Origin of the sequence: Pseudomonas danubii, assembly GCF_042980055.1 — a bacterium.
Taxonomy (GTDB): domain Bacteria; phylum Pseudomonadota; class Gammaproteobacteria; order Pseudomonadales; family Pseudomonadaceae; genus Aquipseudomonas; species Aquipseudomonas danubii.
This window is the reverse complement of sequence record NZ_CP116502.1, coordinates 18444-33471: the sequence shown is the minus strand read 5'-3', so window position 1 is coordinate 33471 and position 15028 is coordinate 18444. Positions and strand designations below refer to the sequence as shown.

Here is a 15028-nt window from a genome sequence, read left to right as displayed (position 1 = left end):
CGATTACAGTGCCAGGCCTGCCTTGACCCGGTACTGATTGCGCACCGGATTGGCATATTGCAGCACCAGGTAAGGGCGGTGCTCCGGTGGGCAGGCGTCCAGCCGGCGCTGCCATTCTTCCTCGGCCTTGGCCAGTTCCTGTGGCGCGAAGACCTCGGCGGCGCTCGGTACCTGCAGTTGCGGGTCGGCATCGCTCCACTGGGCATACGCCAGGTAATGCACCGGGAACAGGCGGTAGCCGCCGAGAATCTGCCGGTCCATTTCCATGGCCAATTGCTTGGTGTCTTCGAACAGTTCGCTGATGGGGGCGGCGAAGTTCACGTGGACCCGTCCCTTATAGCCAGTGATGCCTTTGGCGATGCTCACGTCATCCTCCCCTGGCGCTTTGGTGTAGCTGCCGGTGGTGGCGCGGATGTACAGCTCCCGGGCCTTGGCCTGGTCGCAGGGGTCATATTCGTAGCTGATGGACACCGGGGTCAGGTTCAGCGATTGGATGACCTCGCCAAACGGCTCGTCCTTGCGGCTCATGTGGAACATCTTGAGGATCGCCGACTCGGTGCGGTCGTCGCCATCCTTGGCCCGACCTTCGGCCTGGGCGATCCAGATCGACTGGACGTCGTTGCGGATCGAATGGTTGATATAGGCCGAGAGCAGTTGATAGGCCGCGAGTTTTTCCCGTCGTCCGCTGATGGAGCGATGGACGATGAAACTCTTGTTCAGGCGCATCAGGTCGCTGACGAACGGCTTCTGCAGCAGGTTGTCGCCAATGGCGATGCGCGGTGTCGGCAGTCCGGCGTGATACACCGCGTAATTGACGAAGGCCGGGTCCATGACGATGTCGCGATGGTTGGCCAGGAAGACATAGGCGGTGCCGGATTTGAACTGCTCGACGCCGGTATAGGTCACGCCGTCGGTGGCACGTTCAATGGTGTGGTCGACGTAGAACTCGACCTTGTCCTGCAGGGTCGCCACCGAAGTGACCCCGGCGAATTCGCGGCGCAGGCGATGGGCAATCAGGGGTTTGAGCAGCCAGCCGAACGTATTGGCAAAACGCGGGAAGCGGAAGTGGGTGAGGATATCTAGAAACGCCTTGTCGCTGAGCAGCCGGGCCAGCACCGCTGGTACTTCGCTGTCGTGGTAAGGTCGGATGGCATCGAATTCGCCCATCATGCTCTCTTGTTAGAAACGGCTAGGGTAAGAAAAGGTCTGTATCGAAAAAAGCCGGGCATGGTCTGAAAGTTCAGCTCAAACAAAAAAAGCCCTGCAAATAGACCGGCGATTATACGCATAAGTCACTCTGGAGACGGCGATGCTGGAAACCGACCATTATCAATGCCCTTACTGTGGCGAACAGGCAGAAGCTGTATTGGACCTGTCCGCCGGCGACCAGACCTATATCGAAGACTGCCCGGTGTGCTGCCGGCCCATTGTCTTCACGCTGCAAACCGATGGTCGGGAGTGGATGCTCGATGTCCACAGTGAAAATGACTGAGTGGGGCGTGGTTCTTATGCAGCGCATCTATGAGCCAGAAAATCTGATGGAAGGCGAGTTGCTCCAGTGCATGCTGGCGAGCGAGGGTATCGAGGCACACCTGCAAGGGCGCGATTTGTTGGGCGGGGCGGGGGAGTTGCCGCTGTTCGGACTGCTGGGGCTGACGGTGGAGAATGATCAGGCGCAGCAGGCGCTGGAACTGATCGCTGCGTACAATGCGGCCCAGCCATTGCCCTTTGAAGAACCGGATAGTTTTACCGGGGTGCTGGTCTGTTAGGCTGAGCGCCGATTTGCCGAGAGTTGTATTGCCCCATGTGTGGACGTTATGCCCTGTTTCGTTGGAACCCCGCTTTTGCCGCCTTGCCGGGATTTCCCGAGGATCAGCGCGCGCAGTGGAATATATCCCCCAATGATTCGGTGCTGATCCAGCGGGCCGAAAACGGCCAGCGCACTCTGGCCCGGGCCCGTTGGGGGCTGACCCCGCCCTGGCTGACGGACCTGTCGCGTACTCCGGCTCATGCCCGGGCGGAAACCCTGGCGGAGCAGCCGATGTTTCGTCAGGCGTTCCGTGAGCGCCGCTGTCTTTTACCGGCCAACGGCTTCTATGAATGGCGCGGCGGAAGTCGTAAACGGCCTTATTGGCTGACGCCGGGTGAGGGTTCGTCGATCTTCTTTGCCGCGATCTGGGAGGCCTATCCGGTACAGGAACAGGTCTGGCTGAGTACTGCGGTGGTGACTCAGGCGGCTGCCAATCTGCGTCGCCCGTTGATCCTGGATGCCGCCGCCCAGGAAGTCTGGCTCGATCCCGAGACGCCGCTACCTGCCTTGCAAGCCTTGCTCGCCAGCCCGCCTGCCGCGTTGCGCGAGCGGGTCCTGGCCAACCTGGTCAACGACCCCAAGCTCAACGGCCCCGAGTGCCTGACCCCCGCCTGATTGGCTGGCAATAGAAGCTGGCTTGCCGGCGAAAGGGCCTTGAGCCACCTTCGCCGAAAAGCCGGCTCCCAAGAGGGATGGAGCGGCGGCGTGGTGCTGGATTAAACCTTGAACTGATTGATCAGGCGCCGTTGCTGTTCGGCGAGCTTGGTCAGCCCGGCGCTGGCGGCGCTGGACTCATCGGCACCGCTTGCTACCTCGTTGGCCACCTGGCCGATGTTGATCACGTTGCGGTTGATGTCCTCGGCCACTGCGCTCTGCTCCTCGGCGGCGCTGGCGATCTGGGTGTTCATGTCGTTGATCACCGATACCGCCTGAGTGATGGTTTCCAGAGCCTGGGCTGCCTTGGCCGCATGCTCCACGCTTTGGTCGGTCTTGTGCTGGCTGTCTTCCATGACCCGCACCACTTCCCGGGTGCCCTGCTGCAGCTGCTGGATCATCGACTGGATTTCTTCCGTGGCCTGCTGGGTCTTCTGGGCCAGATTGCGCACTTCGTCGGCGACCACGGCAAAGCCGCGGCCCTGTTCGCCTGCTCGTGCCGCCTCGATCGCTGCGTTAAGGGCCAGGAGGTTGGTCTGCTCGGCAATCCCACGGATGGCAATAAGAATGGCGTTGATGTTCTCGCTGTCCTTGGCCAGGGTCTGCACCACGCCCACTGCGCGGCCGATTTCCTCGGCCAGGGCGCCAATCGAGCTGGAGGTGTCGCGCACGATCTGCATGCCCTGGCTGGCGGCCTGATCGGCATGACTGGCCGCTTGCGCGGCCTGGGTCGCATTGCGGGCCACGTCCTGGGCGGTGGCAGTCATTTCATGCACTGCCGTGGCCACTTGGTCGATTTCCACCATCTGTTTATGTACGCCCTGGTTGGTGCGAATGGCGATATCGGCGGTATGTTCCGAGGAATCGCTGACGCTCTGCACCGAGGTCACCACTTGGCTGATCATTGCCTGCAGCTTGGCCAGGAAGGTGTTGAACCCTTTGGCGATGGAGCCCAGCTCGTCGGCCCGGTCGCTGGTCAGGCGCCGAGTCAGGTCACCTTCGCCCTGGGCGATATCATCGAGCATGGCCACCATCTGCCGCAGTGGACGTGCGATGCCGTGTCCCACCAACCAGATCACCAGCAGGCCGAGGCCAGCAATCACCAAGCCGACCATGGCCATGCCGAAGGTGTCGGCCTTGCGCTGTTCGGCCAGGTCGCCTTGCAGCTTGTCCAGATCGGCCATCACCGCCCCCAGGGGCAGTTGCAGCAACAGCGTCCAGTTGGCATCGGTCTGGCCGATACCGAACGGCAGGTACAGGGCAATCTGGCCGTTGGCCTGGTCGACGTTGTAGGTCACTTCGCCGCGCTTGAGGTTGGACAGTCTGGCCACGGTGTCTTGGCGCAGCACGTCGCTGACTTTCTCGCCGAACTTGCTCGAATCCTTGGTGTAGGCCACCAGACGGCCGTTGCCGCCGATCAGGGCCATTTCCCCGGCACCGTTGTAGAGCTTCTGATTGGCAGCTACCAGCATGTCCTGAATGAAGTTCACCGACAGGTCAGCGCCGACGATGCCCTGGAATTTGCCGTTGAGCAGGATGGGCTGAATAAAGGAGGCGAGCATCACCACCTTGTCGCCGACCTTGTACGGAGCGGGGTCGATGACGCAGGACTTGAGGCTGTCCTGGGAGCACAGGTAGTACTCGCTGGTACGCACGCCGGTGGAGAGCAGGGTCCGGTCGTTGACGTCGGCCAGCTTGTCCAGGCCCAGGCTGCCGTCTTCGTTGCGGAACCACCAGGGCAGGAAGCGCCCATTGGCGGCGTCCATGCCTACCACCGATGTGCCGATGTAGGCCGCGTCGTTGTGGTCGATGGCGCCCGGCTCCCAGGCGATGTAGGCGCCGAGGATCTTCGGGTTCTGGGTGACGTTCTCCTTGATCAGGGCGATCAGCTGCTCACGGTTCAGGCTGAGTCCGGCGTGGCCTTGGGAGTCCTGGGTGCCCATCAGGGCATTGACCCGCACCAGGCCGCCGGCAATCAGCAGTGGCGCTTCCAGCTCCCGTTGGATCTGGCTGACCTGAGTCTGCGCCAGGCCGCTCAGGCGCTGTTCGATGACTTGCTCGAATTGGGCCTGGGTCCGTTCCTGCACCATTTGCTGGGTCTTGGCCCCGGAGAACAGGGCGTACAGCACCAGGGCTACAACCACGCTGAGGACAATGGCACCGGCCAGGGCGGCGACGGAAAACTGGATCGACTTGAACTTCATAGAGGCTCCGGGCGCAGGAATTTAGGTCTGCCGTGCTGTATCGGCCGCAGCCTCACCGGTCATTAGCCTGGAGAGGAGAAATGACTGTTTCAGATGGTTAAAGGTCGTTATTGGCGGGGGCGTGTTGCAGACCGTTGGCGGCCTTGGGCGGTATGTGAAGTTTTTTCGTCAGGCTCTGGATGTATCTGAATTGCGACTGAATGCGTGTTTTGCATCTGGCGCAGACACAGTTCCGCCCTTAGGATACGCGCCATGTTTTCAGGGAGGTTTCATGATGAAGAAGTCGTTACTCGTATGTGCATTGAGCGCTGCTGTGCTGCTGACCGGCTGTGAAACGGTCAATACCACTAGCGGTGGCGTGGTGGGTGTGGATCGCAAACAGTCGATGTTCAGCATGGTGTCCAGCGCTGAAGTCAACCAGTCCTACGCCCAGTCCTATCAACAGACTCTGGGTGAGGCCAGCAGCCAAGGCGTACTGGACAAGACCAGTGCCAATGCCAAGCGCCTGCAGGTCATTGCCAATCGCCTGATTGCCCAGGCACCGACCTTCCGTCCCGACTGCGCGCAGTGGAAATGGGAAGTCAACCTGATCAAGAGCGACGAGCTCAACGCCAACTGCGGTCCTGGCGGCAAGATCATTTTCTATTCCGGGCTGATCGAAAAGCTGAAACTGACCGACGATGAAATCGCTGCGGTCATGGGTCATGAAATTGCCCACGCCCTGCGCGAGCATGGTCGTGAAGCGATGTCCAAGCAGTACGCGGTCGGTGCAGGCAAGCAAATCGCTACCCTGTTCGGTGTCTCGCAGGAAACCGTAGCCCTGGGCGACAACGGGGTGAGCCTGCTGATGACTCTGCCCAACAGCCGCGAGAATGAAAACGAAGCGGACCTGATTGGTCTGGAGCTGGCTGCCCGCGCCGGTTACAACCCGAACGCGGCCATCAGCTTGTGGAACAAGATGGGCCAGGCTGCCGGTGGTTCTGCGCCGCCCGAGTTCATGAGTACTCACCCGGCTTCCACCAGCCGTATCGCCTCCCTGCAGGCGGCGATTCCAAAGGTGATGCCGTTGTATGAGCAGGCCAAGAAGTCCTGATCCATTGCTTCATTTGCGCTGAGGCTTTCGCCGGCAAGCCGGCTCCTGCAGGTTGTGTAGGAGTCGACTTGCCGGCGATTTCATTTACAGCCAGCCACTGATCTGCATGGCCTTGTACACCGCCACTACGGCGAGGATGAAGAAGGCCGTCGCCGCCAGGCGACGAATCAGGGTCAGGGGCAGCTTGTCCGCGGCGAAGTTACCCGCCAGAACCACCGGCACGTTGGCAATCAGCATGCCCAGGGTGGTGCCGATGATCACCAGCCACAGATCCGGATATTGCGCCGCCAGCATGACGGTAGCGACTTGGGTCTTGTCGCCGATTTCAGCCAGGAAGAACGCGATCAGGGTCGTGAGGAAAGGCCCGAACTTGCGTGCGGTAGTGGCTTCATCGTCATCCATCTTGTCTGGAACCAGGGTCCACAGGGCGGTGGCGGTGAAGCTGGCGGCGAGAATCCAGTGCAGGGTCGCGTCCGAGAAGAAGCTGCCGAACCAGGCACCTACCGCGCCGGCGGCCGCATGGTTGGCCAGGGTCGCGGCGACGATGCCGGCGATGATGGGCCAGGGTTTGCGAAAGCGCGCGGCAAGAATCAGGGCGAGCAGTTGCGTCTTGTCGCCGATTTCGGCCAAGGCAACAATCGCGGTGGGAACGAGGAGAGAATCCAGCATCATCAGGGTTTTCCTAAGGGGCGGGTCGACACGGCTATGACACGTACAGCCTTCCCGCCCCGGGTAAGGTGTGCGTGTCATAGGTCTTGTCAAACCCTGCGGTCCGTCTGTGCGGACTCTTGGGTCGCATGCGCCATGGTCTGAGGACCAAGTATGTTGACGCATGCCGGACGAGCGTGGCGCTCGTGGGAGACTACTCCCCTAGGACGGAGCGGATTCTGCCTAGGCAAACTCCATTCGGCAAGCCTTGTTTGCGAAAAGAAGGTCAGCCGCGCTTGGCCCGATAAATCCGAAATCCCTGGCCTTCGGCCTTGATTGCGCAGGGTCCAAGGTGCTCTTCGATCAGGGGTTGGTAGCGCAGGAAGCTGTTGGCCACTACCCGTAGTTCGCCGCCTTTTTGCAGATGTTTCGCCGCTTTTCGCAGCAGGTTTTCTGTGGCTTGGTAATCGGTGTGGACCCCGGTATGGAAGGGGGGATTGGTCAGAATGCAGTTCAACTCCATGGGTGCGGCATCAATCCCGTCGCCGGTCAGTACCTCGGCTTCAAGACCGTTGGCGGTCAGGGTCAGGCGACTGCTGGCGGCGGCAAAGGCGTCCACATCCAGCAAGGTCACGCTGTTGTCCGGGTAGCGGCGCTTCACTGTGGCCCCCAGCACCCCGGCGCCACAGCCGAAGTCCAGCAGGTGGCCGGCGGGCAAGTGATCCAGATGCTCCAGCAACAGCGCGGTGCCGCGGTCCAGGCGCCCGTGGCTGAACACTCCCGGCAGGCTGACGACCGTCAATGGACCTTCGGCCAGGGGCAGTTCGTATTCCTGGGCCAGACTCTCCAGCGCCACTGGTTCGGGAGCGTTGGCGACTGTGACCTGCCACAGCTGGCAGTGGCGCGCGCTGTCGAGCTTGCGCGGTTTGCCGAAAGGGTTGAGTTGTTTGGCGGCGCTCTCCACGCCGCTGCGCTTCTCGCCCACCAGATACAGCTCGCGTCCGGCCAGGCGTGAGGCCAGGGCGTTGAGCAGGTAGTCGGTGAGGTCCTTGGACTTGGGCAGGAACAGCACGGCGCTGTCGAAGGATTCTGTCGGTGCTTCTACGCCAAAGTGGCTGCGGCCTGGAAAGCGTGCCTCCAGGGCCGCGTGGTCACCGGCGTGCCAGCTCCAGCCACGGGCATTGGGCAGACGCCCGAGCAGGTCATCCGCGGTCAGGCCGGCCAGCAGCAGTGAGCCTTGAAACAATTGAGCTTGGCGTAACAGTACTTCACTGCGTGTGTCCATGATCCGCACCCGAAAAAAGTGGCGAAGTTTATCAACTCACGACACGCAGTGGGGCGCCACTGAAGAAGGCTTGGGCATTTTCCGTCAGTTGCCCGACGATTCGCTGGCGAGCTTCGCGGCTGCCCCAGGCATTGTGCGGCGTGACGATCAGGCGTGGGATATCACCGGCCAGCAGTGGATTGCCGTTCACCGGCGGTTCGACGCTCAGGACGTCGGTGGCCGCACCACCCAGATGACCACTGCGCAGCGCATCGGCCAGGGCCTGTTCGTCAATCAGGCCGCCGCGGGCGGTGTTGACCACCAGGGCACCGGGCTTGAGTAGGGCCAGTTCCCGGGCACCGATGAAGTTTCGGGTGTGTTCGTTGAGTGGGCAGTGCAGGGTCAGGGCATCCACTTGTGGCAGCAGCTCCTCCAGCGGCAGGCGATCCGGTCGAGCCGGGCGTCCGGGGATCTGCCCCAATACCACGCGCATGCCAAAGGCTTCGGCCAGGCGTGCCACGGCGCTGCCCAGCTCGCCATTGCCCAGCAGACCCAGGGTCTTACCCGCCAGTTCGATGATGGGGAAGTCCAGCAGGCAGAACTGCTTGGCCTGTTGCCAGCGGCCGGCGGCCACGGCTTGTTGGTAGTCGGCAACCCGAGTGGCGAGATTGAGCAGCAGCATCAGGGTGTGCTGGGCCACCGACGGAGTGCCATAACCTTGGCAGTTGCTGACGCTGATGCCTTGTTGGCGGGCAGCGGCCAGATCGACATTGTTGGTGCCGGTGGCGGCCACCAGGATCAGTTGCAGATCAGGGCAGGCTGCCAGGGTCTCGGCGCTCAGGGCCACCTTGTTGCTGATGGCGACCTGCGCACCCTGCAAGCGCTCGGTCACTTGGTCCGCGGGGGTGTGGGCATGCACTTGCAGGGGGCTGAAGCACTCATGCAGCGCACTCAGATCCAGGTCGCCCAGGTCCAGTGAGCTGTGATCGAGGAAGACGGCGCGGCGATTGTTGATCATGAACTGTACCTTTTGCACGAGGGATCTAAGGCGTAATCTGCCGAGCCTAACAGATGAAATAATTAGACATACACAGGAGCCTGCATGTACCTCACCGAGTTCTTGACCGTTGCCCTGATCCACTTGCTGGCGGTGGCCAGCCCCGGCCCGGACTTTGCCGTGGTGGTGCGCGAAAGCGTCACCCACGGCCGCCGCGCCGGTACCTGGACTGCCCTGGGAGTGGGCTGTGCGATCTTCCTGCACGTGGGTTACTCGCTGCTGGGGATCGGCCTGATCGTTTCCCAGTCCATCGTGCTATTCAACGCCCTGAAGTGGTTGGCGGCGGCGTATCTGCTGTACATCGGCTACAAGGCCCTGCGTGCTCAGCCGGCCAAGCCGGCGGCGGACGACCTGCACAAGGAAGCCGGAGAGCGTACCGCGCGCGGTGCCTTTACTTCCGGTTTTGTCACCAATGGCTTGAACCCCAAGGCGACCCTGTTCTTCCTCTCGCTGTTCACCGTGGTGATCAACCCGCACACCCCCCTGGCGATCCAGGCCGGTTATGGGGTGTATCTGGCGGCGGCCACCGCAGTCTGGTTCTGCCTGGTAGCCATGCTCTTCAGCCAGCAACGGGTGCGTGCCGGCTTCGCCCGCATGGGGCACTGGTTCGACCGCACCATGGGCGCGGTGCTGATCGCCATCGGCGTGAAACTGGCCTTCACCGAGATGCATTGAACACTCTCCCCGGACGGGGCACGCAGGATCTCCTGAACCGCGCGAGTACTGGCCTGGAGCTAGTATTGGTGCGGCCCTGCAAATCATCCCTTTGGCTGATTTAGCCGGCGCACGGGAACTTTAGAGTGGTCATCCTCCAGTCACGACCGAGCCGTCAGAAAAGGGATTCTTATGTTGCAGACTCGTGTTATTCCCCCCGCCGAAGGCGCTTATCAATACCCGCTCCTGATCAAGCGGTTGCTGATGTCCGGCGCGCGCTACGAGAAAACCCGCGAAATCATCTATCGCGACCAGTTGCGCTACACCTATCCGACCCTGATCGAGCGGGTGGCGCGTCTGGCCAATGTGTTGACTGCGGCCGGGGTCAAGGCCGGAGATACCGTGGCGGTGATGGACTGGGACAGCCATCGCTACCTGGAGTGCATGTTCGCCATCCCGATGATCGGTGCGGTGATCCACACCATCAACGTGCGCCTGTCACCGGAGCAGATCCTCTACACCATGAACCACGCCGAGGACCGCTTCGTGCTGGTCAACAGCGAGTTCGTCGGTCTGTATCAGGCCATCGCCGGGCACTTGACCACGGTGGAGAAAACCCTGCTGCTCACCGACGCACCGCAGAAGACTGCCGAACTGCCGAATCTGGTGGGCGAGTATGAGACCTTGCTGGCCGCCGCCAGCCCCCAGTATCAGTTCGAGGACTTTGACGAGAACTCGGTGGCCACCACCTTCTACACCACCGGCACCACCGGCAATCCCAAGGGGGTGTATTTCACCCATCGGCAACTGGTGCTGCACACCATGGGCGTCTCCACCATCATGGGCTCCATCGACAGTGTGCGCCTGCTAGGCACCAACGATGTGTACATGCCCATTACGCCGATGTTCCATGTGCATGCCTGGGGGCTGCCTTATGTGGCCACCATGCTTGGGCTCAAGCAGGTCTATCCCGGGCGTTACGATCCGGAGTACCTGGTGGAGCTGTGGCGCCGGGAGAAGGTCACCTTCTCCCACTGTGTGCCGACCATCCTGCAGATGGTGCTCAATGCCAAGGCGGCCCAGAACACCGATTTCGGTGGCTGGAAGATCGTCATCGGCGGCAGTGCGCTGAACCGCGCGCTGTACGAGGCGGCCAAGGCCAAGGGGATTCAACTGACGGCCGCCTACGGCATGTCGGAGACTGGTCCGCTGGTGTCCTGCGCCCACCTCAACGATGAACTGATGGCGGGCAGCGAAGACGAGCGCACCACTTACCGGATCAAGGCCGGGGTGCCAGGGCCCTTGGTGGAGGCAGCGATCATCGATGCCGAGGGCAACTTCCTGCCGGCGGACGGTGAGTCCCAGGGCGAGCTGGTGCTGCGTGCGCCCTGGCTGACTGAAGGCTATTTCAACGAGCCGCAGAAGGGCGCCGAGCTCTGGGAGGGCGGCTGGCTGCATACCGGCGACGTGGCGACCCTGGACAGCATGGGGGTGATCGACATCCGTGACCGGATCAAGGACGTGATCAAGACCGGTGGCGAGTGGATCTCCTCCCTGGACCTGGAAGACCTCATCAGTCGCCATGCGGCGGTACGTGAAGTAGCAGTGGTGGGCATCGCCGATCCACAGTGGGGCGAGCGCCCGTTTGCCTTGCTGGTGATCCGCGAAGGCCATGAGATTGGTGCCCGTGAGCTCAAGGAACACCTCAAGCCGTTCGTGGAGCTGGGGCACCTGAGCAAGTGGGCGATTCCCAGCCAGATCGCCCTTGTTACTGAAATTCCCAAGACCAGCGTTGGTAAGCTCGACAAGAAGCGCATCCGCGTCGACATCAGCGAATGGCAAGCCAGTAACAGCACCTTCCTCTCCACGCTTTGAGCGTCCTCTGCCGTGCCCGTCCGGGCACGGCATGCCCATCCGACAAGCCTTTGCCTTGTGCTCACGAGATTTTCAGCCATCCTTACCGCGCCGTCTTTCAACGGTTGTGGCAAAGGACTGTTCCAATGCGGTGGTCGGCTGCAAATCACACTTTAGAGGGATCAAGCAGTAATCCCTGCTGGATATAGTCCGCCTACGGATTTTTCTGAACGACGGAGCACTGTGGGGTGCTCGCGCCATGCAACTTCGGAACCGGGCAAGTGTTCATCCAACCGGTATTCGAAGCGTTTTCAGAAGAGCGTACTGCCATAAAAATAATGCACATGGAGTAGCGTCGATGACATCAGCAAACCAGTTCTGGCGCCGGGCGAAACTGCCCCTGGCCGTCGGTCTCGCCTCCACGCTCGCCGGGCCTGCATTCGGCGTCAGCTTCAATATCGGTGAAATCGAAGGCAGCTTCGATTCGTCCCTGTCGGTGGGGGCCAGTTGGTCGACCGCCGGACGCAACAAGGACCTGATCGGGGTCAACAATGGCGGCAAGGGTCTGTCCCAGACCACCGATGACGGCCACTTGAACTTCAACAAGGGGCAGACCTTCTCGAAGATCTTCAAGGGCATTCATGACCTGGAATTGAAGTACGGCGATACCGGTGTGTTTGTCCGTGGCAAGTACTGGTATGACTTCAAGCTCAAAGACGAAGACATGGACTTCAAGAACATCAGTGACAACAACCGCAAGGAAGGCGCCAAGTCCTCCGGCGGCCAGATCCTCGATGCCTTTGTCTATCACAACTACTCCATCGCCGATGAACCGGGCTCGGTGCGTTTGGGCAAGCAGGTAGTGAGTTGGGGTGAAAGTACCTTCATTGGCGGCGGTATCAACTCGATCAACCCGATCGACGTGTCGGCATTCCGCCGTCCCGGTGCCGAGGTCAAGGAAGGTCTGATTCCGGTCAACATGTTCTACATCTCCCAGAACCTGACCGAGAACCTGTCGGCCGAAGCTTTCTATCAATTGGAATGGGACCAGACCGTTACCGACAACTGCGGGACCTTCTTCTCGCAGCCGGACAACATTTCCGATGGCTGTGACGACAATCTGCGTCTGCTCGCCAAGCGTTCGACCATCACCGCCACGGCCCCGGGCCGGGCGGCCCTGGCGGCGATGCAGGCTCGTGGCGTCGATGTCAATGAAGAGGGTGCGCTGGTGCGTCGCAGTGGCGACCGCGATGCTCGTGACAGCGGCCAGTTCGGTGTGGCTTTCCGTTACAACTTCGAGCCGCTGGACACCGAGTTCGGCGCCTACTTCATGAACTATCACAGCCGTGCGCCGATCTTCAGCGCCACCGGTGCACCTCAGTCGGCCTATACCATCGCCCCGGGCTTTGGCACGTTGGCGCCGGTGTGGATTGCCGGTAACTCGAAGTACTTTGTCGAGTATCCGGAAGACATCCGCCTGTACGGGCTGAGCTTCTCCACCACCTTGCCTACAGGGACCGCCTGGAGCGGCGAACTGAGTTATCGGCCGAATGCGCCGGTTCAGTTGAACAGCACCGATATCCTCTACTCTGCTGTCCGGCCTCTGGGAGGCAACTTCACCAATGCTTCCTTGCTCGATGGGATTCCTGGACAAGACCTTCATGGCTATCGCCGTAAAGAGATTACCCAGTTCCAGACCACCTTCACGCACTTCTTCGACCAGGTCATGGGTGCCAGCCGCCTGACCCTGGTAGGCGAACTCGGGATCACTCGTGTGGGTGGCCTGGAGAGCAAATCGGATGTGCGTTATGGCCGCGATCCCGTGTTCGGCCCTGGTGCCCTGCCTGCCACTCCCGGTGGACAGAACAGTTGCCGGGTGCTCAATGCCGCCACCATTGCCGGCGCAGGCCCAGGAGCCGATGCCAGTAACCTCACTTCCAACTGCAACAACGATGGCTTCACCACCGCCACCTCCTGGGGTTACCGCGGCCGGGCGATCTGGGAATACCCGGATGTATTCGCTGGTGTGAACCTCAAGCCGAACGTGGCCTGGTCCCATGACGTCAAGGGCTACTCGCCAGGTCCTGGCGCCAACTTCGAGGAAGGCCGCAAGGCCATCAGCCTGGGGCTGGATGCCGAGTACCAGAACACCTACACCGCGAGCCTGGCCTACACCAACTTCTTTGGTGGCGACTACAGCACCGTGGATGATCGGGACTTCCTCGCCTTGAGCGTTGGCGTGAACTTCTAAGCACACTGCATTTTCAGGAAGAACAACAATATGAACATCACCAAGAGTCTGTTGCACATCGGTGTGCTGGGACTGTCACTGCTGGCCACCGGGGTCATGGCCGCGGTCTCGGCCGATGAAGCGGCCAAGCTGGGCACCAGCCTGACGCCGATGGGCGCGGAAATGGCCGGTAACGCTGCCGGTACCATTCCCGCCTGGAAACCCCTGGCAACCAACGCCGGTACCGTGGACAGCAAGGGTTTCCTGTCCAACCCATACGGCAGCGAGCAGCCGCTGTTCACGATCACTGCGCAGAACGTCGAGCAGTACAAGGACAAGTTGGCCCCCGGGCAGTACGCGATGTTCAAGCGCTACCCGGAAACCTTCAAGATGCCGGTTTACCCGTCTCATCGCGGGGCCACGGTGCCTGCTGAGGTGTTCGCCGCCATCAAACGCAATGCCACCAACACCAACCTGGTGTCCGGCGGCAACGGCCTGGAGAACTTCGAAACCGCGATTCCGTTCCCGATCCCGAAAAGCGGTGTGGAAGTCATCTGGAACCACATCACTCGCTATCGCGGTGGCAGCGTGACCCGTCTGGTGACCCAGGCCACGCCACAGGCCAACGGCTCCTACAGCCTGGTGTACTTCCAGGACCAGTTCGTGTTCCGCGACAAGATGAAGGACTACGACCCGAAAAACCCGGGCAACATCCTGTTCTACTTCAAGCAGAAGGTGACGGCCCCGGCGCGTCTGGCCGGTGGCGTGCTGCTGGTCCACGAAACCCTCGACCAAGTGAAGGAGCCGCGTTCGGCCTGGGTCTACAACGCTGGCCAGCGTCGTGTGCGCCGTGCCCCGCAAGTCTCCTATGACGGCCCGGGTACCGCCGCCGATGGTCTGCGGACTTCCGACAACCTGGACATGTACAACGGTGCGCCGGATCGCTACGACTGGAAACTGGAAGGCAAGAAGGAGATGTACATCGCCTCCGACAGCTACAAGCTCGACTCGCCGAGCCTGAAGTACGCCGACATCATCAAGGCCGGACACATTAACCAGGACTTGGCTCGCTACGAGCTGCGTCGGGTCTGGCATGTGGTCGCCACCTTGAAGGAAGGTCAGCGGCACATCTATGCCAAACGTGACTTCTATATCGACGAAGACACCTGGCAGGCTGCGGTGATCGACCACTATGACGGTCGTGGTCAACTGTGGCGTGTGGCCGAAGCCCATGCCGAGAACTACTACGACAAGCAAGTACCGTGGTATGCCCTGGAAACCCTCTACGACCTGCAGTCCGGCCGCTACCTGGCACTGGGCATGAAGAACGAAGAGAAGCAGGCGTATGACTTTGGCTTCACCGCGACCACCAGCGACTTCACTCCAGCCGCCTTGCGTCAGGACGGGGTTCGCTGATCCGCTGCAAATAGAGGCCGCATCCTCGGAAATTGCCCCGACTGGCTCGGGGCTTTTTTTTGCCTGGAAGATTGTGGATTCGCAGATATGCACAACAATCTAGGCTGTTCCGGCAGGCTTTCTCTAGGTGAATTAGTAGGTTGC

Annotated in this window: 13 protein-coding genes, 1 pseudogene and 1 riboswitch; of the genes and pseudogenes, 8 read left to right on the top strand and 6 right to left on the bottom strand. The window is 61.1% G+C overall.

Annotated features, from left to right (window positions below; genetic code table 11):
• Positions 1-3: 3 nt before the first annotated feature.
• Positions 4-1170, bottom strand: a complete 1167-nt coding sequence (locus tag PFZ56_RS00165; protein WP_102860282.1) for a 1-acyl-sn-glycerol-3-phosphate acyltransferase — start codon at positions 1168-1170, stop codon at positions 4-6.
• A 139-nt stretch (positions 1171-1309) separates the two neighbouring features.
• Here PFZ56_RS00165 and PFZ56_RS00160 point away from each other — a divergent pair, with 139 nt between their 5' ends.
• From PFZ56_RS00160 to PFZ56_RS00150, 3 genes are read left to right on the top strand one after another with little or no spacing between them, the layout of a single operon-like run.
• Positions 1310-1492 (top strand): CPXCG motif-containing cysteine-rich protein, encoded by a 183-nt coding sequence (locus tag PFZ56_RS00160; RefSeq protein WP_016967048.1) that lies wholly within the window; start codon positions 1310-1312, stop codon positions 1490-1492.
• Positions 1493-1508: 16 nt separating this feature from the next.
• Complete coding sequence (locus PFZ56_RS00155; RefSeq protein ID WP_102860283.1) at positions 1509-1769, top strand: putative signal transducing protein; 261 nt, start codon at positions 1509-1511, stop codon at positions 1767-1769.
• A gap of 35 nt (positions 1770-1804) precedes the next feature.
• Positions 1805-2425, top strand: a complete 621-nt coding sequence (locus PFZ56_RS00150; protein ID WP_102880892.1) for an SOS response-associated peptidase — start codon at positions 1805-1807, stop codon at positions 2423-2425.
• A 101-nt stretch (positions 2426-2526) separates the two neighbouring features.
• Here the strand turns inward: PFZ56_RS00150 and PFZ56_RS00145 are convergent, their stop codons facing one another.
• Both PFZ56_RS00145 and PFZ56_RS00140 read right to left on the bottom strand, forming a co-directional pair.
• Positions 2527-3231 carry a methyl-accepting chemotaxis protein gene (locus tag PFZ56_RS00145; protein WP_394304642.1) on the bottom strand — a complete coding sequence of 235 codons (705 nt, stop codon included), beginning with the start codon at positions 3229-3231 and terminating at the stop codon, positions 2527-2529.
• A gap of 198 nt (positions 3232-3429) precedes the next feature.
• Positions 3430-3489: pseudogene (locus tag PFZ56_RS00140) on the bottom strand (hypothetical protein); the annotation flags it as partial.
• 1453 nt (positions 3490-4942) lie between these two features.
• On the opposite strand from PFZ56_RS00140, the gene PFZ56_RS00135 reads away from it, so the two are divergent.
• Positions 4943-5761 carry a M48 family metallopeptidase gene (locus PFZ56_RS00135; RefSeq protein ID WP_102881002.1) on the top strand — a complete coding sequence of 273 codons (819 nt, stop codon included), beginning with the start codon at positions 4943-4945 and terminating at the stop codon, positions 5759-5761.
• A gap of 84 nt (positions 5762-5845) precedes the next feature.
• On the opposite strand, the gene PFZ56_RS00130 is transcribed toward PFZ56_RS00135, so the two are convergent.
• The 3 genes from PFZ56_RS00130 to PFZ56_RS00120 all read right to left on the bottom strand — a co-directional run bounded on the left by PFZ56_RS00130 (position 5846) and on the right by PFZ56_RS00120 (position 8691).
• Positions 5846-6430, bottom strand: a complete 585-nt coding sequence (locus tag PFZ56_RS00130; RefSeq protein WP_102860988.1) for a TMEM165/GDT1 family protein — start codon at positions 6428-6430, stop codon at positions 5846-5848.
• 92 nt (positions 6431-6522) lie between these two features.
• Positions 6523-6644: riboswitch (yybP-ykoY riboswitch) on the bottom strand.
• A gap of 51 nt (positions 6645-6695) precedes the next feature.
• Complete coding sequence (locus PFZ56_RS00125; RefSeq protein WP_170001498.1) at positions 6696-7694, bottom strand: class I SAM-dependent methyltransferase; 999 nt, start codon at positions 7692-7694, stop codon at positions 6696-6698.
• 31 nt (positions 7695-7725) lie between these two features.
• The gene (locus PFZ56_RS00120; RefSeq protein WP_110596345.1) at positions 7726-8691 is read right to left on the bottom strand and encodes a 2-hydroxyacid dehydrogenase; all 966 of its coding nucleotides are present in this window, start codon (positions 8689-8691) and stop codon (positions 7726-7728) included.
• 84 nt (positions 8692-8775) lie between these two features.
• On the opposite strand from PFZ56_RS00120, the gene PFZ56_RS00115 reads away from it, so the two are divergent.
• The 4 genes from PFZ56_RS00115 to PFZ56_RS00100 all read left to right on the top strand — a co-directional run bounded on the left by PFZ56_RS00115 (position 8776) and on the right by PFZ56_RS00100 (position 14884).
• Positions 8776-9405, top strand: a complete 630-nt coding sequence (locus tag PFZ56_RS00115; protein WP_102860289.1) for a LysE family translocator — start codon at positions 8776-8778, stop codon at positions 9403-9405.
• Between the two features lie 171 nt (positions 9406-9576).
• The gene (locus PFZ56_RS00110) at positions 9577-11259 is read left to right on the top strand and encodes a fatty acid--CoA ligase (protein WP_102880888.1); all 1683 of its coding nucleotides are present in this window, start codon (positions 9577-9579) and stop codon (positions 11257-11259) included.
• Positions 11260-11596: 337 nt separating this feature from the next.
• Positions 11597-13489 carry a DUF1302 domain-containing protein gene (locus PFZ56_RS00105; RefSeq protein WP_102860291.1) on the top strand — a complete coding sequence of 631 codons (1893 nt, stop codon included), beginning with the start codon at positions 11597-11599 and terminating at the stop codon, positions 13487-13489.
• Between the two features lie 30 nt (positions 13490-13519).
• Entirely contained in the window at positions 13520-14884 is a 1365-nt protein-coding gene (locus PFZ56_RS00100) for a DUF1329 domain-containing protein (RefSeq protein ID WP_115580891.1), read from the top strand.
• Positions 14885-15028: the final 144 nt, after the last annotated feature.

Bases quoted from the DNA above. Each gene is read 5' to 3' on its own strand.
- PFZ56_RS00165 (WP_102860282.1), bottom strand. From the start codon at position 1,170: ATGATGGGCGAATTCGATGCCATCCGACCTTACCACGACAGCGAAGTA.
- PFZ56_RS00160 (WP_016967048.1), top strand. From the start codon at position 1,310: ATGCTGGAAACCGACCATTATCAATGCCCTTACTGTGGCGAACAGGCA.
- PFZ56_RS00155 (WP_102860283.1), top strand. From the start codon at position 1,509: ATGCAGCGCATCTATGAGCCAGAAAATCTGATGGAAGGCGAGTTGCTC.
- PFZ56_RS00150 (WP_102880892.1), top strand. From the start codon at position 1,805: ATGTGTGGACGTTATGCCCTGTTTCGTTGGAACCCCGCTTTTGCCGCC.
- PFZ56_RS00145 (WP_394304642.1), bottom strand. From the start codon at position 3,231: ATGACTGCCACCGCCCAGGACGTGGCCCGCAATGCGACCCAGGCCGCG.
- PFZ56_RS00135 (WP_102881002.1), top strand. From the start codon at position 4,943: ATGAAGAAGTCGTTACTCGTATGTGCATTGAGCGCTGCTGTGCTGCTG.
- PFZ56_RS00130 (WP_102860988.1), bottom strand. From the start codon at position 6,430: ATGCTGGATTCTCTCCTCGTTCCCACCGCGATTGTTGCCTTGGCCGAA.
- PFZ56_RS00125 (WP_170001498.1), bottom strand. From the start codon at position 7,694: ATGGACACACGCAGTGAAGTACTGTTACGCCAAGCTCAATTGTTTCAA.
- PFZ56_RS00120 (WP_110596345.1), bottom strand. From the start codon at position 8,691: ATGATCAACAATCGCCGCGCCGTCTTCCTCGATCACAGCTCACTGGAC.
- PFZ56_RS00115 (WP_102860289.1), top strand. From the start codon at position 8,776: ATGTACCTCACCGAGTTCTTGACCGTTGCCCTGATCCACTTGCTGGCG.
- PFZ56_RS00110 (WP_102880888.1), top strand. From the start codon at position 9,577: ATGTTGCAGACTCGTGTTATTCCCCCCGCCGAAGGCGCTTATCAATAC.
- PFZ56_RS00105 (WP_102860291.1), top strand. From the start codon at position 11,597: ATGACATCAGCAAACCAGTTCTGGCGCCGGGCGAAACTGCCCCTGGCC.
- PFZ56_RS00100 (WP_115580891.1), top strand. From the start codon at position 13,520: ATGAACATCACCAAGAGTCTGTTGCACATCGGTGTGCTGGGACTGTCA.